At 58.2% G+C, this 24,878-nt stretch carries 13 protein-coding genes and 1 pseudogene; 6 read left to right on the top strand and 8 right to left on the bottom strand.

Going from position 1 to position 24,878, the window contains the following annotated elements; translation table 11 throughout:
* Positions 1-94: 94 nt before the first annotated feature.
* Together KW848_RS07275 and KW848_RS07270 are read right to left on the bottom strand one after the other, a co-directional pair.
* The gene (locus tag KW848_RS07275) at positions 95-832 is read right to left on the bottom strand and encodes a hypothetical protein (protein ID WP_218536430.1); all 738 of its coding nucleotides are present in this window, start codon (positions 830-832) and stop codon (positions 95-97) included.
* Positions 829-12,570: a filamentous hemagglutinin N-terminal domain-containing protein gene (locus KW848_RS07270; protein WP_218536429.1), complete on the bottom strand. Its 11,742-nt coding sequence runs from the start codon at positions 12,568-12,570 to the stop codon at positions 829-831. Before KW848_RS07270 ends, KW848_RS07275 begins: the two co-directional genes overlap by 4 nt.
* A gap of 383 nt (positions 12,571-12,953) precedes the next feature.
* Between KW848_RS07270 and KW848_RS07265 the strand changes: the two genes are divergently transcribed.
* Entirely contained in the window at positions 12,954-13,232 is a 279-nt protein-coding gene (locus KW848_RS07265) for a hypothetical protein (protein ID WP_218536428.1), read from the top strand.
* A gap of 71 nt (positions 13,233-13,303) precedes the next feature.
* Here the strand turns inward: KW848_RS07265 and KW848_RS07260 are convergent, their stop codons facing one another.
* Positions 13,304-14,650 carry a DEAD/DEAH box helicase gene (locus KW848_RS07260; RefSeq protein ID WP_008153197.1) on the bottom strand — a complete coding sequence of 449 codons (1,347 nt, stop codon included), beginning with the start codon at positions 14,648-14,650 and terminating at the stop codon, positions 13,304-13,306.
* A 193-nt stretch (positions 14,651-14,843) separates the two neighbouring features.
* On the opposite strand from KW848_RS07260, the gene KW848_RS07255 reads away from it, so the two are divergent.
* Positions 14,844-16,142 (top strand): mechanosensitive ion channel family protein, encoded by a 1,299-nt coding sequence (locus tag KW848_RS07255; protein WP_218536427.1) that lies wholly within the window; start codon positions 14,844-14,846, stop codon positions 16,140-16,142.
* 115 nt (positions 16,143-16,257) lie between these two features.
* On the opposite strand, the gene KW848_RS07250 is transcribed toward KW848_RS07255, so the two are convergent.
* The 4 genes from KW848_RS07250 to KW848_RS07235 all read right to left on the bottom strand — a co-directional run bounded on the left by KW848_RS07250 (position 16,258) and on the right by KW848_RS07235 (position 19,139).
* Positions 16,258-16,758 carry a MepB family protein gene (locus KW848_RS07250; protein ID WP_218536426.1) on the bottom strand — a complete coding sequence of 167 codons (501 nt, stop codon included), beginning with the start codon at positions 16,756-16,758 and terminating at the stop codon, positions 16,258-16,260.
* Positions 16,755-17,633 (bottom strand): carboxylate/amino acid/amine transporter, encoded by an 879-nt coding sequence (locus KW848_RS07245; protein ID WP_218536425.1) that lies wholly within the window; start codon positions 17,631-17,633, stop codon positions 16,755-16,757. The genes KW848_RS07250 and KW848_RS07245 overlap by 4 nt, the downstream gene beginning before the upstream one ends.
* Before the next feature lie 347 nt (positions 17,634-17,980).
* Entirely contained in the window at positions 17,981-18,580 is a 600-nt protein-coding gene (locus KW848_RS07240) for an FMN-dependent NADH-azoreductase (protein ID WP_218536424.1), read from the bottom strand.
* 229 nt (positions 18,581-18,809) lie between these two features.
* Entirely contained in the window at positions 18,810-19,139 is a 330-nt protein-coding gene (locus KW848_RS07235) for a 3-phosphoglycerate kinase (RefSeq protein WP_218536423.1), read from the bottom strand.
* A gap of 49 nt (positions 19,140-19,188) precedes the next feature.
* Between KW848_RS07235 and KW848_RS07230 the strand changes: the two genes are divergently transcribed.
* The 4 genes and pseudogenes from KW848_RS07230 (at position 19,189) to KW848_RS07215 (ending at position 23,408) form a co-directional block, all read left to right on the top strand.
* Positions 19,189-20,112 carry a LysR family transcriptional regulator gene (locus KW848_RS07230; RefSeq protein ID WP_074874335.1) on the top strand — a complete coding sequence of 308 codons (924 nt, stop codon included), beginning with the start codon at positions 19,189-19,191 and terminating at the stop codon, positions 20,110-20,112.
* Positions 20,113-20,126: 14 nt separating this feature from the next.
* Positions 20,127-20,932 (top strand): annotated as a pseudogene (locus tag KW848_RS07225) (alpha/beta fold hydrolase).
* 3 nt (positions 20,933-20,935) lie between these two features.
* Positions 20,936-21,493: a peptidylprolyl isomerase A gene (locus KW848_RS07220; protein WP_008153188.1), complete on the top strand. Its 558-nt coding sequence runs from the start codon at positions 20,936-20,938 to the stop codon at positions 21,491-21,493.
* A gap of 82 nt (positions 21,494-21,575) precedes the next feature.
* Complete coding sequence (locus KW848_RS07215) at positions 21,576-23,408, top strand: ABC transporter ATP-binding protein (RefSeq protein ID WP_218536421.1); 1,833 nt, start codon at positions 21,576-21,578, stop codon at positions 23,406-23,408.
* Between the two features lie 112 nt (positions 23,409-23,520).
* Here the strand turns inward: KW848_RS07215 and KW848_RS07210 are convergent, their stop codons facing one another.
* On the bottom strand, positions 23,521-24,645 hold the full coding sequence (locus tag KW848_RS07210) for a GNAT family N-acetyltransferase (protein ID WP_218536420.1): 1,125 nt from the start codon (positions 24,643-24,645) through the stop codon (positions 23,521-23,523).
* Positions 24,646-24,878: the final 233 nt, after the last annotated feature.

Genomic DNA, 24,878 nt, shown 5'->3' with positions numbered 1-24,878 from the left:
GGCATAAGGGGACAGATTTATTTAATGATCGAACTACCAAGCAATAAATATATCTGCTCCATTAACATTTTTTCTTTACACATCCGCACCAGTCTCAATCAAACAAAACCCCTCTGAGGGTACGTTGCATTTCTATTGTTTTATCGTCATGAAAGCAGCTTTCTGACGCAACAACTTTAACAAACTCAGCTCCTTCGAAAACTATAAAACCCTGCGCCCTCAACAATAATAAAGTAGACGCTCTATTCTTTCCGACATTCTCCCAAAACAAATCACTCAGCCACATAGTGCTTCCAATGGCCTCTACGTACCCTTGCCGAAGTTCGATACGTCCGGGATTCCCAGAAGTATCAATTTCCATTTGAGTCAAAGGCGCAGGCAGACCATTTGTTTTTTGAGGAAGCTGTGAAAAAGAGCGTCCAGCACACGCGTACTCCATAGGGTCTTTCGCATTTTGCCAAAAATCATATTCGACATCTGAAATCCACGCTTGAATAAGACCTTTGACACTTAGAAAAGGCGCGACCAGTTCTTCCCAAGCAATCTTATTGGCACAACCTGCTTCTTGTATGGTCAGAAAGCTGTGGGCTAAGGCAGGCAGGATGCCGAATCGAAGTTCAAGTCCGTTCGATACCACGCCGCTAGGCCAGGACTTTTTTTTCGATATGTTTTTTTCAAGTGCCTTCACACCAACGTCAACTCCATGCATCGAAAAAACCGTAGGCAAGCCAAGTTTATTTAACGCGCCGATAAAGGTAGCTAATACCTGCTCGCCGCTTATCGAATCGGCAGCAAAAACAAACTTCAACTTCTCCGGCCTTTTATCTTTCACTTAAACTCCTTGACAATTACTGTCACGTTATACTCTCGACCAAATTCGATAAGCGACTTCGCAGCCGCCGCCCCCCCCGGCTGAACACGCAGATCAAGCGCCATACTGGCTGGAACACCGTTCACTTTTGCTCCGTTCGTTCCTAGATCAATAATGTGATCCTGCATACGGTTCAGCCATGTTGTACCTGTGGTGTCTACCGATTTCAGACTAACAAGCGTGTTACCGTTTTGGAAATCGACCAGTGGAAAATATCCATTTCTTTCAGCGCCAACGTTGTACCAGCCGCTTTCAGGTGAATAGTCATTTTTAGCAAGGTACGATTCGATGGTGGAACCCCGCTCAGTCGGTTTCAGGGTCCAGACGTCTGCGAGGTTTTTTGTTGGACCGGATGGGCTATCCACTGCCGGGGGAACAACCTTGGTCGGATCCTTACCGGTGCGTATAACCCGAACAGCAGCCAATCCAGCCGCAAGCGTCATAACGCCTGCCATAACAGCTGCAGCACGCTCGGGGCTCATCCCCCACTTTTCAACAAGGATATCCGCAACTGCACTTGCCGAGTGCTCAGTGGTAGCACCTGCCAGCAGATTCTGGAAGCCATCGTTTTCCGCAATCAGCAGGTTATAAGCCTCACGGGCTTCGGGTGATGCAGAGGCGATCAGGTCTCGGAAATGTTCAGTATCAGCTTGCGCCTTGGCGACAAGATTCGCGATGCGCCCGCAGTTTGCTGGATCCTGACCACACTGGACCAACGCATCCATCTCCTGATGCTGACTCAACTCGCGATACGAGGTGTATGCCTTGGTGACGCATTGGGCATCATTTCCGCAACCCACCAACTCGTTTGCTGCCCGATCAAGATCTGAATGATTCAGGTAGTTGTGCTGAGTGGCATTGGCGGCAATGTTCGCGGCAATAGTAGGATCGCTGCCTGAAAGTACCGCTGTGAGTACGCCGAGCAACTGCGACATCGCTAACAAGTTGGCTTTAGCTTGGTCGGCCCCCGGCATGCTCGGATCGTAGCCTTCGGGCAGCACCAAGTCCGCCAGGTACTGCACTAGAGCTTCGTTAGCTCCCCCTGCCAATGCTCCCGTCTTGAAGTCGCCGCCCATGGCCATCGACTTCAAACCACCGACTAGTGCGTGGGCCGCGATCTTGGTCGGGCTGCCTTCGATCAGATTCAGGTTGCCGACTTTATTGGCCGCAATAGCACCGCCAATATTAACGACGGCACCCAGCAGGTTGTCGACGAAGTTATCGCCCAGGCTGCCGCCCTGAAGGACAGTTTGGGCCACGGTATCAGCACCGGTCTTGATAACGACTTGGCCAAGACTGTCCAGGTCGAACCCAATTTTGCTTGGGTCATAACCCAGGCTACTGCTGCCAATTCCGCCCAACACTCCGGAGAGCACGTAACCTTTGAGGCTTTCGCTGCTGAAGGTGTCTTTTAAGACTGAACCCAAGTTACCTTTGTTACTGATGGCGCTGTTGGCTGCCGTGGTTTCCACCGCGATCAATACCGCGTTGGCAAAGCCTGCTGTAAAGGTACCGGCCGTAGCACCCATCAACGCGGCACCTGCCCCACCCGTGACCGCTGCCAGCAAGATTGCCAGGGCCAGTTGCGCGGCGACGCCGAGTCCCGAGTTTGAGTATTTGAAACTCTTGTGGATTTCTTCCACGCGGTGCCAGTCAACATCGCCTCGCTGTTCGGCCTCTTTCAACCAAGCCAGTTTGGGATCAGCCGCTACCATGGAGTCGATGGTCTGGCTGACGCTCTTCTGATCGATTTGCTTGATATCGATCTTGAGACCGTTCACTGCCTTGATCACCAACGCCCCGTTGGCCACCAACTCACTTTGACGCACGGTTTCATCCGTATTGCCTTTGCCCTTCATCGAGTTCCAGGCAGCATTGCTGTTGCTCTTGGTGTGGCTCTCGTCGTGCAGGTCCTTGACCGCTTCAAACGTTATGGAACCACCACTGTCCAGCGTAATGTCCTTGCCACTCTCCAGCTTCGCCACCTGATACCGCTGATCCCCACCGCTGACCAATGTCAGGTTGCCTCCGGTGGTGATTTCACTGCCGATGTTTTTCACATCGGTCACTTCATCGCGTTTGGTTTTTTTCGCGCCGAATGAGCCCTTTTTCTTTTTGTCGTACAACGAGTAATCGCTGTCTTGCGCCGCAAGAATATCGAGGTTGTTACCCGCCACCAGGTACGCCTCGTCGCCGGCGGTAATGCGGCTGGAGATGACGGAGAGATCCTCACCGGCATTCAACTTCATGTTGCCGCCCGCCGTGATACCCGACATGACCTGGCTGACGTGATCTTCCTGGACCGTGAGTTTTTTGCTCTTGGACAGGGAGTGCTCTTCATCCGCCGCCGAGCTGATGGTCATGTTGTCGGTTGCCGTCATGGCGATGTTGCGCTTGGCATCGATCTCGCTGGCGATGACGTTGATATCACGCTTGGCATCGGCCGACAGGTCACGTCCGGCGCTGATCTGGGCGCCCAGTTGAGTGATGTCGCTACTGTTGTGTTTGCTGTCCTTGAACACGCTGTTGGTGACCTGTGTCGAGGACACATTGAGGTCTCGCCCTGCATTCAGGCTCATGTCCCGACCGCTTTGCATGACACCACCGACAATGTTGATGTCTTGCCCCGCCTTCACGGTGAGGTCGTTGGCGGCTTCGATGCGAGCGGCGTTGTCGGCGTAATCGTGATGCTGGGTGGCGAAGCGGGTAGTGCTATCCGACGACGTGATGGTGCGCTCGTTGAGCACATCACCTCTGGTCGCAGTCACGCTCACATCACGACCAGCAAGAATGCCGCCCGACTTGTTGATGACGTCATTACCCGCCAGCACATCCAGGCGATTACCCGCCTGAATCAGTCCACTGTTGACCAGATCCTTGCCCGCCGTCGCCGACAGGTTATTGGTGGCGCGCAACGTACCAACGTTATCGAGGTTCTGACCGGCGATCAGCGTCACGTCCTTACCTGCAATCAGCGCACCGGTAGGGCCGAGGCGGCCTTCGGCCTGTGCCAGATACAGCACCGGCACCAGCACTTTCTCGCCGTTCACTTCGTGCTCTTCGAGCCAGACGATGTCGTGGGTCAGCGCCGCGACTTGTTGCGAGGTGAGGCTGACGCCCATCGACAGATTGAGTGCGTTCTTGCTGGTGATGGCGTTGTTCATCAGGTACTTGAACAGGCCTTCGTCGGTGGTCTGGCCGTCGATGTAACGTTGGCCAGTGCGGGCGACGACCGCTTGCTGGATCAGGCGCTGTTCGTAGAGGCCGTCGCCCAGGCGTTTTGCGCTGGTGTCCGGGTCGTAGCCGAGGTTGGCCAGCAGATAATCCGAACTCATGAACTGCTTGAGGTTGGTGAGTACCGGATTGGTTTCGATCAGGTATTTGTGGCCGTTGGCCGGCGCTTTCACGTCCGGCAGGCCGGTGACGCGAGTCAGGGGACGAATGCCGATCGCGGACTGGATGGCTTTCGTATGCGCGTCGGCAGTAGAGCCATCGAGTTTGACGGTCACGTCGAGTGTGCTGGCGACGTCCGTTGCCACGGTCGGTGTGCGCCTGGCAGGGAGTACGGCTCGGTCACTGCTGGAGACGGCCGTCGGGGTGTTGACCTGCAAGCTGCGCGGGCCACCGCTGTTAGCGGCGACCACGTGTCCCTGGGTGATGACGTTTTCACCGCCCACCGTCCAACCCGGCGGATGCAGTGTGCCTGCAACCGGCGCCAGATCACTGGTGTCCTGAGTACTCAGACGAAACAGGCCGTTCTGCCCGGTGGGAAGACTAAAGCCCGGCAATGCCAACGGGTTGACTTGCTGCTGGGCAAGATCGGGTGGCAGTTGACTATTGAGCCTTATGACCGTGGTGCCGGTACCACTTGCCTTGGTATCCGCGACTTTGTTGGTGCCGCCTGTGGAACCGTAATCCTGGTGGATGACACTGTTCTGCAGATCCTGGGCCGCCGTGATCGAGACATTGCCGCCTGCCTGGATGACGGCATTGCGACTGGTGCTTGTACTTGCAGCACCAGTGCTGTCTTGGGCGACTTCGATATCGCTGAGCAGTGTGTACTGAGCTAGCTGGCTCGGCAGTTCAAGCAGGCTATTCGGGTTGTACTGGGATGGTGTTGAGGTTTCGAAGCCATAGCTCAACCCGGACAGTGCAATGTTATATCCCCGGAGTGCACTGACGACTGTGCCCGTTTCACTGTCTTTGAGGTGAACCACTTGATACGTTTCACCGTCTCGCCCCCCCTCCCTGATACGACCCGATGTAGGTATGGCTTTTCGGATAGCGCCTGCCTGATCGATGTAATACACATAGGGGAAATCAGGGTTGTTCCGCTGGTTATAGGGCATCACGACATTGGAGAAAAAGCGCCCGGTGTCACCATCACTCATACCTTCGATCTTGTAAGTACGCGTGCGCTCAACGGTCCCACTCTTCGAACCAATGTTCTGAAGACTGTCAGCGTTGATAGTGATATTGCCACCGGCGGCCACAGTGCTTTTACTGTTGAGGAAAGTACCGCCCTGGAAAACGAAATCCTTGCCAGCTGTAAGCATCGCCGACGCGCTGGTGTCGGTGTCACTACTTTCATAGACCTCACGAGCAGCCAGCGTGAAGGTGTAGTAATCCCCTCGGCAGTCATTACATATATTGGCGATAAACCCCGATACCAGCTCCCGCCCACCAGACACGACCGCTCCCTCGGTACGATTCTGGAACACATCAGCGTTAATCGTGAATGCTCCACCGCTCTCCATTGCGCCGGAAATGTTGTGGACACCAGCGGCCCGCACAGCACCGCCGTAACCACCGATCACCACGTTGCCCAATCCGTACAGATCGCCGTTCTGGTTAGTGAAGTTGCCAACGCTCAGCGTCATGTCGGCGCCGCTGAAAATCAGCCCGCGATCGTTGAACAGCGACGCAGTTTTGAGGTTGAGGTTTTGAGCAGAACCCAGCGTTCCGTAGTTGGCAAGACTGCCGGCTTCGACGGTCAGGTCGGCATTGGAAGTCAGCCGCCCGGCGTTGGTCAGCTGTCCGCCGATCTTGACCGTGGAGTCACCACCACCGGCAATGCTTGAAGCCGCGCTCAAGTTCAGTTGTGCCGCAGTCAGGGAAAGACCGCCAACGCTCGACATCCGCCCGTTGCCGCTGTAACTGCCGCCCAACTGCATATCCATCACGCCATCACTGGCGATCAGACCATCGTTGGTCCAGTTACCACCACGAGCTTGCAAGTAGTCAGAGGCCAGCAACTTGCCGCTGGCGGTCTGACTGAAATTTCCGACGTTGACGTTCAAGCGTCCGGCCTGGATGACGCTGGAGTTGCTCCAGGTATCGGCATTCAGATCCAGGGTGCCGGCGGTGGTGATGCCGCCTCCGGCACCCATGACGTTGGCGGTGGAGATATCAAACCGGCCAAGACCGACGTGATTGAGTTGGCCACCGGCATTCAGAAAGCTGCCAACGGCCAAGGTCAGATCGGTGTTGGCGGTCTCGAGCACGCCATTACGGTTATCCAGCAAGCCGCCGATCTGGAAGCTGGTTTTGCCGGCATTGCCAAGGGAGCGAAGCCGGCCTGTCTGGTTATCGACACTAGCCGCTTTGACGGTCAGTGTGGTGTCGCTTTCAACGATACCGGTGCGGTTGCTCAGGGCACCGCTGAGGCTGAGGTCGATGCGGTTACCGGCAATCTGACCGTTACCGTTGTCCAGACTGGTGCCGATCACGCCGGCCAGGCCCTTGGCGTAGAGCACGCCATTGCGGTTGTCGAACGCGGCGGTGGTGATGCTTGCGTCAGTGGCTTGCGCCGAGATCCGCCCACCGTTGTTATCCAGGCCGGCCAGTGCCGACAGCGTCAGGCCCTGGCCTTGGATGATTCCGCCCTGGCGGTTGTTGTTGAGGTCGTAGCCGTTGCGCAGTACGCCGACGGTTCGCGCTTCAAGGGCGCCTTTGATGCTCGACAGCACGCCGCCGCGGTTGTCGATGTTGGCCGCTTTGACCATCACCAAGCCGTTCTCGGCAATGACTTTACCGCTCTGGTTATCGAGGTCACCGCTGACGTCGAGAGTCAGGCCGTTCTGGCTCTGGATCGCGCCTTTGCCGTTGGCCAGGCTGGCGGCTTTTAAGTTCAGGCCGGCGTTCTGGCTGTAGATCAAACCATTGGCGTCGTTGTGTGCCGCGCCGCTGGCGGTGATCTGCAAGGCGTCCTTGGCGGCGATGGTGCCGTTGTTGCTGTTGTCCAGCGAACCGGTCAGAAGGGTCAGGGTGCTTTGGCTGGCGAGTTGGCCATTCTGGTTAGCGAGGTTGGTAACGCGCTTGATCAGCACCGGGCCGGCGCCGGCCAGTTTACCGCTGGTATTGGTCAATGCACCGAGCAGATCCAGCGTCACTGCGCCATTGCCAGCGATGCTCCCGGCCGTGTTGTCCAGGCCGGTGGCCGTGGCATTGATCGCCTCTTGCGCGTTGATCGTGCCGCCCACATTGGTCAATGCGCCGGCGGTGATGTCCAGTGCGGCACCGCTGTCGATCAAACCGCCCTGGTTGTTGTTGAGGGACTCGCCCAAGGTAAGGGTCTGTCCTGCCGCGCTGCTGAGGATGCCTTTGTTGCTGTTATCCAGACTCTTTGATTTGACGCTCAGGCTGCCTTGGCTGACCAATGCCCCGGCATTGCTGTTGAGCAAGGCGCCCTTGAGGTCCACGGCAACATCACCGTTGCGACTCGAGAGCGTGCCGTTGTCGCGGTTATCAAGGCTGTCGCCGTTGACGGTCAGGCCCTGCCAACCAGAGATCAGTCCCTTCTGGTTGACCAGGCTGGCGCCGTTGACCGTCAGTAACTGACTGCTGATCAGCTTGCCGGCGCTGTTATCCACGGCGCGGGCAATCACATCGAAACCGAGGTTGCTGGAGATTTCGCCGTTCTGGTTGTTGAGATCGCGCAGGCGCTTGAGGGTTAGTGGCCCCTTGGCCATGAGTAGGCCGTTGCGATTGTCGAAATCGCCGTTGGCCAGCTCCACGGTGACAGCTTTGTCGCCGAGCAGACGGCCACCGTCTTGGGTCAGGGACGTCAGGGTCAGGTCGATATCGCCCTTGGCCGATACTTCGCCATCGTTGCTGGAGTCCAGGCTAGTGGCGGTCAGGGTCAGCTTGCCTTGGCTGTTGATCAACCCGCTATCGCGGTTGTTCAGCGCCATGGCGTTGAGGATGACAGCGCTGACGCCAAGTACCGTGCCGCTCTGGTTATTGAATTCGGCGCTACCGACTTTGAGTCGTTGTGCCGCGCTGATCAGGCCCTTGGCATCGTTGCGCAACAAACCGTCGACGGTCAGTTCGAGGTCGCCGCGGCTGGTCAGGCTACCGCCGCTGTTGTTCAGGCTGGCGGCGCGCGCGTCGAGGGACGCAGCGCCGATCAGGCCTTTGACGTTGTCCAGTGCGTTGGCGATGCGCAGGGTCAGGCCCTGATTGCTCAGCAATTTGCCGTTGCCGTTGTCCAGGCTTTGCGCGGTCAGCGTGAAGGCTTCGGCGCTGGAGATTTCACCGCCCTGGTTGTTGACGCCCTTGAGTTGTTTGAGCAACAGGGCACCGGGGGCATTGATAAATCCGTTCTGGTTATTCAATTGGCCGTTATTCAGGTCCAGGCTAAGGCTGCTATTGCTGAACAGCTTGCCGCCCTGTTGATCCAGCCCGGTGACCGAAGCGGTCAATGCGCCCTGGCTGCCGATGCGGCCGTCGTCCTGGTTGGTGACCTGGCCCGCGACGAGATTCAGGGTACTGGCACTGTTGAGTCGGCCACCCTGACTGTTATCGAACGCACCGGTGGTGACCCTCACCGCGCCTTTGGCGCTGATGCTGCCCTGCTGGCTATTGTCGAGGCTGGCACTGGTGAGTGTGAGCGCACCATCGGTGACCAGAGCACCGCCCTGGTTGCTGATGCTGCCGTCACTGTCGAGCGTCAGATCGTCCGCGCTGGAAAGACTGCCCTTGATATTGATCAGTTGCGTGGTTTTGACAGTCAACGCACCTTCGCTGCTGACCTGGCCCAGGCTGTTGTCGAATGCGCCGGTCAGGTTCAGGTGCATGTTTTGCACGCTGAGCAAATTGCCGCCGCTGTTATCCAGCAAACGCCCTTGCAGGTTCAGCGCGGTAGCGCTGAGCAGACCTTGGTTGCGGTTGAGTAACTGATCCACAGTGAGGGTCAGCGCCTGACCGGTGAAAATCTGGCCGCCATCGCTGTTGTCGAGTTTTGTGCCGGTGATCGACAAGTCGGCGTTGGTACTGACTTCACCACCGCGGTTATCGAGGTCATCGACCGTCAGGGTCATGGCCTTGCTGGAACCGAGCAGACCTTTTTCGCTGTTGTCGAGGGTATCAGCGGTCAGCTTGAGCACACCGGTGGTGATCAATTTGCCTTTCTGGTTATTCAGGGTTTTGACCTGAACGGTGGCGTCGGCCTTACCGGCAATATCGCCGCCAAGATTGTCCAGGGTGTCGGCAATGAGCAGCAGTTCACCGTCAGCGATGACCGCACCTTTCTGGTTAGCCAGCGTGTTGTCAGTGGTCAGCTCCAGCCGGTCGTGACTGCTGATCAAGCCTTCGCTGTTGTTGAGGCTGTCGCTGTGGCTATCCAGGGATGCTGCGGAAATCACACCCTTGAGGTTGTTCAGGGCTTGTGCAATACGCAGGGTCAGCCCCTGATTGCTCAGCAACTTGCCGTTGCTGTTGTCCAGATTCTGAGCGGTCAGTGTGAAGGCTTGAGCGCTGGAGACTTCACCGTGCTGGTTGTTGACGTCCTTGAGGTTTTTCAACACGAGCAACGGCGCGTTGATCAGACCGCTTTGGTTGTTCAGTTGACCGTTGTTCAGGTCCAGGCTCAGGCTGGTTTGGCTGAACAGTTCACCGCCCTGCTGGTCGAGCCCGGTGACCGAGGCCGTCAACGCTTGCTGGCTGGCAATGCGTCCGGTGGCGTTATTAACGTGCTTGGCGGTGAGCTCCAGGGTAGCGCCGCTGATGAGGCGACCGCCCTGACTGTTATCAACGTTGCCAGTGATGACGTGGGTGGCGTCTTTACCGGATATCAGGCCTTTCTGGCTGTTATCCAGGCTGACACTGTTGAGAGTCAGGGTGTTGTCGGTGGTGATCGAACCACCCAGATTGAGTAAGGCGCCACGACTGGTCACGGACAACGCACCGGCACTGCCCAGGCTGCCGGCGCTGTTGTCGAGGCTGGCGGCATTGACGGTCAAAGCTCCTTCGGTACTGATCAACCCCTGGCCATTGAGCAAGGCATCGTCGAGGGTGATCACCAACCCCTTGAGGCTGTCGAAGGTGCCGCCGGTATTATCCAGCGTGGTGCCGGTCAGCGTCGTCGCGCCCTTGGCGACGATCAGGCCTTTATTCTGATTGATCAGTTTGGCTACGACCATTTTCAGATCGGTAGCGGCGAGAATTTTCCCGCCATCGCTGTTGTCCAGGCGTTGACCTTCGATCTTCAGCAACAGGCTGCTGGAGAGCTCGCCTGCGCGGTTGTCGATGTCGTCGACTTTAAGCGTCAGCGCTTTAGTGGTGCCGACCAGGCCGCCATTGCTGTTATCGAGGGTGGTGCCGGTCAGGCTCAGATTGCCTTGGGCGACCAATGCCCCGCCTTGTTGTTGCACAAGACCAATGGTGGCGGTGAGGTCACTTTGGCTGGAGATCCGCCCGGCCGAGTTTTGCACTTCATCGGCGTCGAGGGTGACCGCGCCGATGGCACTGAGCAAACCGCCACTGTTGTCCAGGCGAGTACCGTCATAGGCGATACCGGCCTTGCCGCTGATCAAGCCTTTGTCGCGGTTATCCAGTTGGCCAATCTGCAATTTCAGCTGTTTGTCGGCCTGGATCACTCCGCCGCGATTGTCGGCAGAATTGCCGCTTATGGTGAGTGTGTCTTTACCACTGACTTTGCCACCGCGGTTGTCGAGGCTGCCGCTGCGCACGTCGATGGCGCCCTTGGCGCTGATTTCACCCGCGTTCTGGTTATCCAGCAAACCGCTGATGCGCGTGGTGAGGCTGCCGTCGCTGACCACCACACCGGTGTCGCGGTTGTCGAGGCTGGCGGCTTTGAGATCCACGCTCTTGCCCGAGCCCAACACCCCGTCGCGGTTATCCAGGGCGCCACTGAGGTCGATATTCAAACCCAGGTCGCCGAGGACCTGACCACTGCGATTGTTCAGTGTGGTTGCGTTAAGCCGAGTGATGCTGGCACTGGAAACTTCACCGTTGCTGTTGTTCAACTGGCCGATCGTGCCCGTCAAACTCCCCGTGCTGTTGATCACCCCCAGGGTGTTGAGGACCTGATTGGCATTGAGGTTCAGCGCACCGCTGCTCAACACCCGGCCATTGTTCTGGTTGTCCAAAGTCCCGACGGTGATGTTGGCGGTTTGCGCGGCGCTCAGCGTGCCATTCTGGTTGCTCAGGGTCTGGCTCGTATTGACCGTCAGATTACGGCTGGCCACCACCGTCTTGCCGGTGTTGTTGAGGTTCTGCGCGCTGAGGCTCACATCACCGTTGGCGTTGCGGCTGGTGTCGGCATTAACGCCGGCCTCGATGATGCCGTTGTTGGTCAGCACACCGCCGGCGCTCAGCACGATGCTGTCCCGGGCCGCGAGGGTTTGCTGGTTAGTCAGGTTGCCTTGGGTTTGCACGTTGACGGCGGTGCCGGCGTAGACCGGGCCGCGCGCTTCGAGGCTGGCGGCTTTGACGTTGACTGCACCGTTCGTGGCGGATGTGTCGACAAGACTCAAGTGGCCGTTGGCGTCGAGTTGGATGTCGCCACCACTGGCGATCAATTTGCCGTCGAGTTTCACCCCGACCCCGGCTTCGGTACCCACCAGTTTGATCGCCCCGACGTACATGCCGCCCAGTGCCGAAGAATCGATAGCCAGTCCTGGTTTGCCGCTGCCGTCGTCCGCGCGGGCGGTGGCGTTGAGATTGTCGGCGTTGACGTCGTTACGACCGGCGACGATGGTCAGGTTGTTCGCCTGAATCTCGGCGTTGATTTTCGCGCTGCGGGTGATGATCTCGAAGCGGTCGACATTAGTGGCGTTCAGCCCGGCGCCTTCGATGGCGATGCTGCCCTGATCGACCTGGAAGCGATCCAGACGGCCGCCGCCGTCTAACACGGGTTTGCCAGTGGTCAGGGTCACGCGCGGGGTGTTGATGAAGCCGCAACCGTTGCAACTGATGCCATAGGGGTTGGCGACGATCACTCGAGCCGACTGCCCCGCTACTTCGGTGTAACCGCGCAACTGGCTAGGACTGCCGCCGACCACTTCGTTGAGGATGGTTTGTGCCGCGACCCGGTTGGTCAGGTTGGGGTTGCCGACGATGATCCCGCCCAGTTGTGTCGCACCGGTCTGCGCGGCGACGTTGTTGAGGATCACACCCTGGGTGCCGACGTTGTAATCGTGAAACTGGTTATGCGACAGCCCGCTGCCATTCGGTGTGGCGATATTGACGATCGGCACCCCGTTGCCCGCCTGACCGAGACTGGTGCCCGGCGTGGCCACCACAATCCCGTCGGCCTGCGCCCACATCGGCTGCCAGAACATGACGTTGGCCAACAGGAACGCCAACCCGCGCTTGGGCATGCCCCAGAAGTGCTCACGGTTTTTGACCGCAGCAGAAGGCTGGCCAGCGAGGAAGGCGTAGTGGCGAACGTCCATGTCAAAAGGTCTCGTTTCGATCGGCAAGAATGGAATGAACAATTCACAGACACAGCCTTCCCGACACGGCAAACGCTGGGGGCATTTGCAGAGCGAATACGTCATAAGGGGATAAATACGCGCTTGGGTCAGAAGGTCCAAAGCGTGGCGTAAACGACCATTGCATCAGCGTGCGAATGGTCTGTTCGGTCCCTCGAAACGGCGAAGTGATATCAATGTGATGGCGCGATGTTAAGTTGCCATCATTCTGGCGTCAATAAGCCGTTCAGGGTGTTTTTTGGCGGACGCTCTAGCGCGCGGGTTTGGGTCCACTGCCTGAACTTTCTGGGTGGAGAAACCCTCCACTCAATAACGCCGTGACATTGATCAATGAGGCCCTGCTCATGAAAACCATCCTGCTCAATCTCACCCTCGCTTCCGCCCTCGCCTGCGCCCTCCCCGTTTGGGCCTGCACGCCCGAAGAAGCCACCATTAAGCGCGAACAACTGGCCAAGGAAGTGGCCAAGCTCACTGAACAAAACCCAGCCAAGGCCAAGGAGATCAACGCCGAGTTGCAGAAAATGGATCTGGGGACGGCCAGCAAGGATTTGCCGGACAAGTGCCAGTTGATCGATCAGCGATTGAAGGAGCTGGGGGCCGCGGAGAAGAAAACCGAGAGTTAATCAAACTCAGGAATTTCAGGCATAAAAAAACCGGACATTGGTCCGGTTTTTTTATGGGTCGCCAGAACTGCTTATTCAGCAGCCGGCGCTTCTGGCTTGCGGCGCTTGAGCGGCGCCATGCCGTCCTTGCTGACCAGCGACAAGGCGTCGGTCTTCGGGCGGTTGGCGATCTTGCGTTTGGTCGGGGCCTTGGCGCCGGTTTTCTTCTTGTCGCCCTTGGCGTCGACCTTTTTCTTCTTCACGCCAACGGCTTTGCCCGAGGCCTTGACCTTTTTCGGTCCGCCATAGGTGCCTTTGACTTCCTTGATGGTGCGACGCTCGAAGCTCTGCTTGAGGTAGCGCTCGACGCTCGACATCAGGTTCCAGTCGCCGTGGCAGATCAGCGAGATGGCCAGGCCATCGTTGCCGGCGCGGCCGGTACGACCGATGCGGTGAACGTATTCGTCGCCGCTGCGCGGCATGTCGAAGTTGATCACCAGGTCCAGGCCTTCCACGTCGAGGCCGCGAGCGGCGACGTCGGTGGCGACGAGGATTTTCACGCCGCCCTGCTTCAGACGGTCGATGGCCAGCTTGCGATCCTTCTGGTCTTTGTCACCGTGCAGGACGAACGCTTTGTATTCCTGCGCCACCAGACGGCCGTAGATACGGTCGGCCATGGCCCGGGTGTTGGTGAACACGATGGCCTTCTGGTAGGTCTCGTTGGCCAGCAGCCAGTTCACGATCTGTTCTTTGTGCTGGTTGTGGTCAGCGGTGATGATCTGCTGACGGGTAGTCGCATTCAGATCGCTGACGTTGTTGAGCTGCAGGTGCTCAGGGTTGTTCAGTACCTTGGCGACCATCTCGCGCAGGCCCGAACCACCGGTGGTGGCGGAAAACAGCATGGTCTGCTGGCGGTTGGTGCACTCTTCCACCAGACGCTGGACGTCTTCGGCAAAGCCCATGTCGAGCATGCGGTCGGCTTCGTCGAGGACCAGTACTTCGACTTCCTTGAGGTCGAGGTTGCCGGCGTTCAGTTGCTCGATCATCCGGCCCGGCGTACCGATCAGGATGTCCGGCACCTTGCGCAGCATGGCGGCCTGGACCTTGAAGTCTTCACCGCCGGTAATCAGGCCGGACTTGATGAAGGTGAACTGAGCGAAACGCTCAACTTCCTTGATGGTCTGCTGGGCCAGCTCGCGGGTCGGCAGCAGGATCAGGGTCTTGATGCTGACGCGGACTTTAGCCGGGCCGATCAAGCGGTTGAGGATCGGCAAAACGAATGCAGCGGTTTTGCCGCTACCGGTTTGCGCTGTCACCCGCAGGTCACGCCCTTGGAGCGCCAGCGGAATAGCCGCTGCTTGCACAGGCGTTGGCTCGACAAATTTAAGCTCGGCCACGGCTTTGAGCAGGCGTTCGTGCAGGGCGAATTGGGAAAACACGGGTGCTACCTCGAAGAAATACAAAAAAACAGCTGCATAGGGTAACGGTTTCGAGCGCTCAGGCCGAGTTTCTTTATACAAACGGCGCTAAACAGTGGTTTTTTTGTTGCGTCTTTTGTCCTCAAACGTCATCCAAAGCGTCTTAAATGCTCTAATCGCCCCGTCGCGTCCTACAGAAGAACCGTTTTTACCCATGGATATCAAACAGCTCTGGCTCAACGTCCAAGACCTTTGGGGTGCCCTTGATCAGCACCCCCTCCTGCACTCCAGCCTGGCTTTGGTGGTATTGCTGGTGGTTGCGCTGGTCCTCGGACGAGTGGCGCGCTTCCTCATTCTGCATGCGACCAAAATGCTCGGTCGCCAGCCGGCATTGCACTGGATCAATGACTTTCGGCATAACAAGGTCTTTCATCGTCTGGCGCAGATCACACCCTCGCTGGTGATCCAGTTCGGCTTGCACCTGGTGCCGGAGTTGGGCAAGACCAGTCTGATCTTCCTGGGTAACGTCGCGCTGGCATTTACCATTCTGTTTTTGCTGTTGGCGGTCAGTGCCCTGCTCAGCGCCCTGCTCGACATCTATGCACGCACCGAACATGCCCGTACCCGCTCGATCAAAGGCTACATACAACTGGCGAAAATGGTCTTGTACGTGTTTGGCGCGATCATCATCGTTGCCACGCTGATCGACCGTTCGCCGCTATTGCTGCTGTCAGGGCTGGGCGCCATGTCGGCGGTGATTCTGTTGGTCTACAAAGACACCTTGCTGTCGTTCGTCGCCAGCGTGCAGCTGACCAGCAATGACATGCTGCGGGTCGGCGACTGGATCGAGATGCCGCAAGTCGGCGCCGACGGCGACGTGGTCGACATCACGCTGCACACGGTCAAAGTGCAGAACTTCGACAAGACCATCGTTTCGATTCCAACCTGGCGCCTGATGTCCGAGTCGTTCAAGAACTGGCGCGGCATGCAGCAATCCGGTGGACGACGGATCAAGCGCAGCCTGTTCATCGACGCCAGTGGCGTGCGGTTTGTGCGCGACGACGAAGAGGCAAAACTGGCTCAGGTGCATCTGCTGACCGACTACATCAGTCGCAAGCAGGCTGAACTCAAGGCCTGGAACGAAGCCCAGGGTAATGTGGCGGCGATGTCGGCCAACCGTCGGCGGATGACCAATATCGGGACGTTCCGCGCGTATGCGCTGGCGTATCTGAAGAGTCACCCGGAAATCCAGCCGAACATGACCTGCATGGTCCGCCAGATGCAAACTACCGCGCAGGGCATTCCGCTGGAGATCTACTGCTTCACTCGCACCACCGCGTGGGCGGATTACGAGCGGATTCAGGGGGATATTTTCGATTACTTGCTGGCGGTGTTGCCGGAGTTTGGCTTGAGCTTGTATCAGCAGCCGAGTGGCGGGGATTTGCGGGCGGGGTTGCTTCCGGCCATGTTAGGCGCGAGCCATATCCCTGAATCCGAAAAACACATCATGTGACACCGTAAATCCCTGTGGGAGCGGGCTTGCTCGCAAATACGGTGTGTCATTCAACATTAATGTCGACTGATACGGCCTCTTCGCGAGCAAGCCCGCTCCCACAGGGGGTTAGTGTTTATTTTTTGAAAAGTCGGCGTACCTGAACGGGGTCGGCATGACCGCTTTGGTCCAGCGTGAGGAAATACTTCAGCTGCCATTGCTGCGTCCTGACTGCCTGTTTAGCGACGGGCCTGGACCACGGCGGATAGACGCGAATCGCTCGCTTGCCGCCTTCACCATCAATCGACATGACCCCTTTGGCCGCCAATATCTCCCGGTCAAACACAAACTGCCCGCGATGGGTTTCATCAGCAACGCTCACCACCACAAAGGCGACGCCATCGCCGCTATCGAGCGGTGCAATCTCGCTGGTCGGCGTTGGCCGCTTCCACAACGTGACGAACTGACCCATCTTGGTCGGCGTGGTTTTCGCCACTCGGAAGACAATCACCTGGCCATCGAGGCCGAAGCGGCAGGCGCCGTAGTCGGCACTCTCCTCCTCGCGCCGAGCTTCATCCGTTAACGTCATACCTGCGGGCTTGTAGATCTGCTCGATGGCGGCGATCAAGTCTGTCATGACCGTTCCCGCAACGGCTGCGGTTCTCGCCTGACACCCAACCGGCTAATCCACACCGCCATCAAAATCACCGCCCCACCCAGGAACAACCGCCCCAGCGCTTCATGCTGATTCCAGATCAGCAGATTGATCAGCAACCCCACCGGCACATGCAGGTTGTTCATCACCGCGAGCGTCCCGCCATTCACCAGGCACGCGCCCTTGTTCCACCAGTACAACCCGAGCGCCGTCGAGACCAGGCCGAGGAATACCAGCACGCCCCATTGCAGAGGTGCTTCGGGCAGGAAGTTCTGTTTGCCGAACAGCAGAAACGCCGGTAGCGCCACCGCCAATGCCCCCAGGTAGAAGTAGCCAAAGCGCCGGTAATGCGGCAAATCGCTAGGGTGGCGCGCCACCAGATGTTTATAAAGCACCTGTCCGGCGGCGTAGGTGAAGTTGGCCAGTTGCAGCAGCAGGAACCCCATGAAGAAATCCGGGTTGATCCGGTCGTAGCGAATCACCGCCGCACCCATCACCGCCACCAGTGCCGCGACCAATGCCCACGGATTGAAGCGCCGGTTCAGCGCGTCTTCGATCAAGGTCACGTGCAGCGGCGTGAGGATGGTGAACAGCAACACCTCCGGCACTGTCAGCACCCGAAAGCTCAGGTACAGGCAGACGTAGGTCACGCCGAACTGCAATGCGCCGATCAGCAACATGCCGCGCATGAACGCCGGTTCAACCGAACGCCAGCGGGTCAACGGAATGAACACCAGCCCCGCCAGCACCACTCGCACCAGCACCGCGAAGTAACTGTCGACATGACCGGCGAGGTACTCGCCGATCAAACTGAAGGAAAACGCCTGAATCAGCGTGACAAAAAGTAGATAGCCCATGCTCGCCTCGTTTCGAATGGCGGCGACGATAGCGGTTTTTACCAGCCATCGCGACCTGTCAGGCAGCATACAAATTCCCTGTGGGAGCGGGCTTGCTCGCGAATGCGGTGTGCCAGTCGCCATAATTATTGAATGACACACCGCATTCGCGAGCAAGCCCGCTCCCACAAGGGTTGTGTGCTCATCACCAAATCGCAGGCAAAAAAAAGCCCGATCTCGCTAAAGCGTTCAATCGGGCTACAGCACTCAGGAGCAATAAGTGCAAAGGGAGGTTCGATGCGCGTAAAGCCATGAAGGGGTTGCGCCAGGTCACTTGAACATCAAGGGATTATCTGGCGATTAAAACCTCAGGCGACGAGGGAAAGCTTGGCGTTGGCCTGGCTCAGGCCTTTCTCCTGGAAGTCACCGCCCAGGTTCATGCCTTCGGCGTGAATGAACGTCACGTCGTGGATCCCGATGAACGCCATGACCTGGCGCAGGTAGGGTTCCTGGTGATCCGCGGCGCTGCCGGCGTAGATTCCGCCGCGGGCAGTCAGCACGTAGGCACGTTTGCCGCTGAGCAAGCCTTGCGGGCCAGTGTCGGTGTACTTGAAGGTCACGCCAGCACGCAGCACATGGTCGAGCCAGGCTTTGAGGGTGCTCGGGATGGCGAAGTTGTACATCGGCGCGGCCATGACCAGTACATCGGCAGCCAGCAATTCGTCAGTCAACTGGTTAGAGCGTTCCAAAGAAGCCTGTTCGATGTCGTTGCGCTGCTCGGCAGGTTTCATCCAGCCGCCCAGCAGGTTGATATCCAGATGCGGCACCGGGTTGACGGCCAGGTCACGAACGGTGATGTGGTCGTTCGGGTGCGCGGTTTGCCACTGGCTGATGAAGGTCTGGGTCAGTTGACGCGAAACCGAGTCTTGCTGACGAGCGCTGCTTTCGATGATCAGAACGCGGGACATGGGATGTAGCCTCCATCTGAGAATGTTGTAAGTCGATGGAGTGAAGGTTAAACAGAGTTAAATCGATGAAAAAGCGCAAATAACTGCTATAAACCATCAATAAATTCGTTTATAAGCAGAGCGTACCTTGTGGGAGCGGGCTTGCTCGCGAAAGCGGTATGTCAGTCAACATTGATGTCGACTGACACGACCCCTTCGCGAGCAAGCCCGCTCCCACACGGTTGTAATGTCATTTGGGGGTGCAGGTCAGTTTGATACGCATCTTGATGATGCTTCGGCTGAACTTGGCGGTGGCATTTTTGTGTTTACCGGCGGCCACTTCGATATTGCGGGTGCGTGGCGCTTCCGGGCCATTGTTGAAAACTACCTTACAGGCCGCATCGGTAGTGCCGTAGTTGTTCACCTGAATGGAGGCGATGTCGTTATCCGTGTCATACGCGTTGTAGTCGATGCTCATGCCGTTCAGCTGTTTTTCAACGTCGATCGGATAGGCAAACGCCGTCAGCGGCAGCATCGCCAGCAGCACACAACCCGATACCACACCACAAAGCTTTTTCATTCAGCAGTCTCCAATATGGACTGCCAGCTTAGGACAAGAGGAGCTATTCATGAAAGCGCCCCGCGTGACCCTTGATCAATGGCGAACGTTACAGGCCGTGGTCGACCACGGCGGTTTCGCCCAGGCCGCCGAAGCGCTGCACCGCTCGCAATCATCGGTGAGCTACACCGTGGCGCGCATGCAGGACCAACTCGGCGTACCGCTGTTGCGCATCGACGGCCGCAAAGCGGTGCTGACCGAAGCCGGCGGCGTGCTGCTGCGCCGCTCGCGGCAACTGGTGAAACAGGCCAGTCAGCTGGAAGACCTGGCCCATCACATGGAACAGGGCTGGGAAGCAGAAGTGCGGCTGGTGGTCGACGCCGCTTACCCGAGCGCCCGCCTCGTTCGCGCCTTGACCGCGTTCATGCCGCAAAGCCGTGGCTGCCGGGTGCGTCTGCGCGAAGAAGTATTGTCGGGGGTGGAAGAAGTCTTGCTCGAAGGCGTGGCCGATCTGGCCATCAGTGGCTTCAGCATTCCCGGTTACCTGGGCGCGGAATTGAGCGACGTCGAATTCGTGGCGGTTGCCCATCCCGAACATCCCTTGCACCGCCTCAACCGCGAACTGAATTTCCAGGACCTGGAAAGCCAGCTGCAAGTCGTCATCCGCGACTCCGGTCGCCAGCAGCCTCGGGACGTCGGCTGGCTCGGCGCGGAACAGCGCTGGACCGTCGGCAGCCTGGCCACCGCGGCGACGTTTGTCAGCAGCGGCCTGGGTTTCGCCTGGTTGCCTCGGCACATGATTGAACGGGAAATCAAGGAAGGCCTGCTCAAGCTGCTACCGTTGGACCAGGGTGGCAGCCGCAACCCGAGCTTCTACCTGTACTCGAACAAGGACAAACCCTTGGGGCCGGCCACGCAGATTCTCATCGAACTGCTGCGCACCTTTGATACCGCGCCGCTGGATGCACCTTTCGCCGCCCCTGAACAAGCCTGACAAGGAGTGTATGCATGGCCTATTTCGAACATGAAGGTTGCAACCTGCACTATGAGGAATATGGCCACGGCACGCCGTTGCTGCTGGTCCACGGACTCGGCTCCAGCACCCTGGACTGGGAAAAGCAGATCCCGGCGTTGGCGGCCCGCTACCGGGTGATCGTCCCGGATGTACGCGGCCACGGTCGTTCCGACAAACCCCGCGAGCGCTACAGCATCGCCGGGTTCAGCGCCGACCTGGTCGCCCTCATGGAGCATTTGAACCTCGGCCCGACACATTATGTGGGACTTTCCATGGGTGGCATGATCGGTTTTCAACTGGCCGTGGACCAGCCGCAATTGCTCAAAAGCCTGTGCATCGTCAACAGCGCGCCCGAGGTCAAACTGCGCAGCCGCGATGATTACTGGCAGTGGTTCAAGCGCTGGAGCCTGATGCGCGTACTCAGTCTCGGCGCCATCGGCACCGCGCTTGGAGGCAAGCTGTTCCCGAAACCGGAACAGGCAGATTTGCGACAAAAAATGGCCGAGCGCTGGGCAAAAAACGACAAACATGCTTATCTCGCCAGCTTCGATGCAATCGTTGGCTGGGGGGTTCAGGAACGACTTTCGAAGGTGTCCTGTCCAACGCTCATCGTCAGCGCCGACCGTGACTACACACCGGTCTCGCTGAAAGAGACCTACGTAAAACTGCTGCCCGATGCGCGGCTGGTGGTGATCGCCGATTCGCGCCACGCCACCCCGCTGGATCAACCCGAAATATTCAACCAAACGCTGCTCGAGTTTCTCACCGCAGTCGACACCACCTCACTCAGGATCACTGACCCATGCTGAAAAAAATCGCCCTCGTCGCTGGCTCCGTTCTGTTTGCCGCCAACCTGATGGCCGCAACACCCGCCAAGGCGCCGCACGTGCTGCTGGAGACCACCAATGGCCAGATCGAAATCGAACTGGACCCGGTCAAGGCGCCGATCAGTACCAAAAACTTCCTCGATTACGTCAACAGTGGCTTCTACAACAACACGATTTTTCACCGTGTGATTCCAGGGTTCATGATTCAGGGCGGTGGTTTCACTCAACAAATGCAGCAGAAAGAAACCAAGGCACCGATCAAGAACGAGTCCAAAAACGGTCTGCATAACGTCCGTGGCACACTGTCCATGGCCCGCACCTCCAATCCTGATTCGGCCACTAGCCAGTTCTTCGTGAACGTCAAGGACAATGACTTCCTCGACAGCGGTGACGGCTATGCGGTCTTCGGTAAAGTCGTGAAAGGCATGGACGTGGTAGACGTCATCGTCAACTCGCAAACCACCACCCGTGGCGGCATGAAAGATGTGCCAGCCGACCCTGTGTTCATCAAGTCGGCCAAAGTCATCGACTAAGCTACACAGGAAGTCTTGAGCGGCTGCCGGAGTGCGCCGCTCACACTGTTCAAAGGAGAGCCCGTGCGCGGGCGGAGAACTGATGCTTTATCGCCGTTTCGAGAAACTGATCGACATTTTCCGCGAGGCCCCGACGGCCGCGCCGCCGGATCGGGTTCTGCCTTTTTATACCTATTACCTGAAGCAGGTCTGGCCGAGTTTCGCCGTCCTGCTGATCGTCGGTCTGATCGGTGCGCTGATCGAAGTGGCGCTGTTCAGTTACCTGAGCCGCATCATCGACCTGACCCAAGGCACACCGAACGTCGATTTCTTCAAGGAACATGGCATCGAACTGGCCTGGATGGCGGTGGTAGCCCTGGTGTTCCGGCCGATTTTTGTCGGCCTGCATGACCTGCTGGTGCACCAGACCCTGAGCCCCAGCATGACCAGCCTGATCCGCTGGCAGAACCACAGTTATGTGCTCAAACAGAGCCTGAATTTTTTCCAGAATGACTTCGCCGGGCGCATCGCCCAACGCATCATGCAGACCGGCAACTCGCTGCGCGATTCAGCCGTGCAAGCGGTGGACGCGCTGTGGCACGTGCTGATCTACGCGATCAGTTCGCTGGTGCTGTTCGCCGAAGCCGACTGGCGCCTGATGATCCCGCTGCTGACCTGGATCGTCGCCTTCATCAGTGCCCTTTACTACTTCGTGCCACGGGTCAAGGAACGCTCGGTCGTGTCCTCCGATGCGCGTTCCAAACTCATGGGGCGGATCGTCGACGGCTACACCAACATCACCACCCTGAAGCTGTTCGCCCACACCAACTTCGAGCAGCAATACGCTCGCGAAGCGATCAAGGAACAAACCGAAAAAGCCCAACTGGCCGGCCGGGTGGTCACCAGCATGGACGTGGTCATCACCAGCATGAACGGCTTGCTGATCGTCGGCACCACCGGCCTGGCCCTGTGGTTGTGGACGCAGTCGCTGATCACCGTAGGCGCGATTGCCCTGGCCACCGGCCTGGTGATCCGCATCGTCAACATGTCCGGCTGGATCATGTGGGTGGTCACCGGCATTTTCGAAAACATCGGCATGGTTCAGGACGGTTTGCAGACCATTTCTCAACCGGTCAGCGTCACCGATCGCGAGCAGGCCAAACCGCTGGCGGTCACCCGTGGCGAGGTGCGTTTCGAGCACGTGGATTTCCACTACGGCAAGAAGAGCGGGATCATCGGTGACCTCAACCTGACCATCAAGCCCGGTGAGAAAATCGGCCTGATCGGTCCATCCGGCGCAGGCAAATCAACCCTGGTTAACCTGCTGCTGCGCCTCTATGACGTGGAGGGCGGCCGCATCCTCATCGACGGCCAGAACATCGCCGAAGTCGGCCAGGAAAGCCTGCGCGAGCGCATTGGCATGATCACCCAGGACACGTCCCTGCTGCATCGTTCGATCCGCGACAATTTGTTGTACGGCAAACCCGACGCCACCGACGCCGAACTCTGGGAGGCGGTGCACAAGGCCCGCGCCGACGAGTTCATCCCGTTGTTGTCGGACTCCGAAGGTCGCACCGGTTTTGATGCCCACGTCGGTGAGCGTGGGGTGAAACTCTCCGGCGGTCAGCGTCAGCGGATTGCGATTGCTCGCGTGCTGCTCAAGGACGCGCCGATCCTGATCATGGACGAGGCCACCTCGGCGCTGGATTCGGAGGTCGAAGCAGCGATCCAGGAAAGCCTCGAAACCCTGATGCAGGGCAAAACCGTAATTGCCATCGCTCACCGGCTCTCGACCATCGCCCGCATGGACCGGCTGGTGGTGCTGGAAAAAGGCAAGATCGCCGAAACCGGCAGCCACGCCGAACTGCTGGCCCATGGCGGGTTGTATGCGCGGTTGTGGCAGCACCAGACAGGTGGATTTGTCGGCATCGATTGATGATCGTTCCCACGCTCTGCGTGGGAATGCCTCAAGGGACGCAGAGCGTCCAGTGACGCGGAGCGTCACGGGCTGCATTCCCACGCAGAGCGTGGGAACGATCTTGCCCCCTTCAGTCTTGCCGGTAAGGCAAAGCCGTCCTCGCTTCCTCGGCATACGCCAACACACCAGCGCGCTCTTGCTGCAGGAAGTCTTTGACGGCGGCTTTCAGGCCGGGATGACGCAAGTAGTGCCATGAATGAGTGATCACGGGTTCGAACCCGCGAATCAACTTGTGCTCACCCTGGGCACCGGCATCGAAACGCTGGAAGCCATTGGCAATTGCGTAATCCATGCCCTGGTAGAAACAGGTCTCGAAGTGCAGACGGTCGAACTCCGCCAGACAGCCCCAATAACGACCGTAAAAACTGTCGCCGCCCACCAGACTGAAGGCCATGGCCACCGGCCGTGAGCCTTGCTTGGCCAACACCACACGAATCGACTCTGGCATGCGCTCGGCCAGCAAACTGAAAAACTCCCGCGTCAGATACGGCGCTTGCCGACGCACTGCGTAGGTGTTGGCGTAGCAGGCATAGACAAAATCCCACTGCGCCTGATCGAGTTGCCTACCTTCAAGCCATTCGAAATCAATGCCCTGCCCCGCCACTTGCTCGCGCTCCTTGCGCATCTGTTTGCGCTTGCGCGAACTGAGAGCGTCGAGGAAATCCTGAAAATCCCGATAGCCGCGATTCTGCCAGTGGTACTGACAGCCGATTCGCTGCAACCAGCCCGGCTGCTCGGCCAAGGCTGCGTCAGTGAACGGGTCGGTGAAGTTGATGTGGGCACTGGAGAGTTGTTCGATTTCAAGGTAGCCCGGCAGGCTTTTCAACAGTTCAAAACCGTCCTCGAGCGTGGCCGCCAGCAAACGCGGGCCACTGACCGGACTGAACGGCACAGCCGTCAGCAGCTTGGGGTAGTAATCGATTCCGGCACGCTCACAGGCATCGGCCCAGGCGTGGTCGAACACGTACTCGCCATAGGAATGCCATTTGCGGTAACTGGGCAGCGCGGCAATCAGGCGATCGCCTTCGATGTGCAACAAATGCTCGGGTTGCCAGCCGGAATGAGGGCCGACGCTGCCGCTGTCTTCCAGCGTGCTGAGAAAGGCGTGGCGCAGAAAGGGCTGATTCTCGGGCACCAGGGCATCCCACGTCTGCGACGCGATTTCGGACAGACTTTCCAGACGTTGCAGCGGCATCAGTTCTTTCCTACTTCTTTGCGTGAAAGCCCGGCGAGTATCGCCCATCGCCAAAAAATCCACACGAGCAATTCGACGACAGCGCTCTCGCTCAATAGTTCTCGATGACTTTGTATCGTCATCGAGACGCCATCACATTGCCACTGCCCTGTCATAAACCATCGCGATACTGGCGCCTGTTTTTAGAGCGCCGGGTTCTAAACCTGGTCACTGTTTTCCGCCCTAAACGGTCG

The organism is Pseudomonas sp. PDM25 (assembly GCF_019219045.1).
In the GTDB taxonomy this organism is placed as follows: Bacteria; Pseudomonadota; Gammaproteobacteria; order Pseudomonadales; family Pseudomonadaceae; genus Aquipseudomonas.
Note: the sequence above shows the minus strand (reverse complement) of the source record. Positions and strands in the feature narration are given on the sequence as shown.

Bases quoted from the DNA above. Each gene is read 5' to 3' on its own strand.
- KW848_RS07230 (WP_074874335.1), top strand. From the start codon at position 19,189: ATGAAAGCGCCCCGCGTGACCCTTGATCAATGGCGAACGTTACAGGCC.
- KW848_RS07215 (WP_218536421.1), top strand. From the start codon at position 21,576: ATGCTTTATCGCCGTTTCGAGAAACTGATCGACATTTTCCGCGAGGCC.
- KW848_RS07265 (WP_218536428.1), top strand. From the start codon at position 12,954: ATGAAAACCATCCTGCTCAATCTCACCCTCGCTTCCGCCCTCGCCTGC.
- KW848_RS07255 (WP_218536427.1), top strand. From the start codon at position 14,844: ATGGATATCAAACAGCTCTGGCTCAACGTCCAAGACCTTTGGGGTGCC.
- KW848_RS07270 (WP_218536429.1), bottom strand. From the start codon at position 12,570: ATGGACGTTCGCCACTACGCCTTCCTCGCTGGCCAGCCTTCTGCTGCG.
- KW848_RS07220 (WP_008153188.1), top strand. From the start codon at position 20,936: ATGCTGAAAAAAATCGCCCTCGTCGCTGGCTCCGTTCTGTTTGCCGCC.
- KW848_RS07210 (WP_218536420.1), bottom strand. From the start codon at position 24,645: ATGCCGCTGCAACGTCTGGAAAGTCTGTCCGAAATCGCGTCGCAGACG.
- KW848_RS07245 (WP_218536425.1), bottom strand. From the start codon at position 17,633: ATGGGCTATCTACTTTTTGTCACGCTGATTCAGGCGTTTTCCTTCAGT.
- KW848_RS07250 (WP_218536426.1), bottom strand. From the start codon at position 16,758: ATGACAGACTTGATCGCCGCCATCGAGCAGATCTACAAGCCCGCAGGT.
- KW848_RS07240 (WP_218536424.1), bottom strand. From the start codon at position 18,580: ATGTCCCGCGTTCTGATCATCGAAAGCAGCGCTCGTCAGCAAGACTCG.
- KW848_RS07235 (WP_218536423.1), bottom strand. From the start codon at position 19,139: ATGAAAAAGCTTTGTGGTGTGGTATCGGGTTGTGTGCTGCTGGCGATG.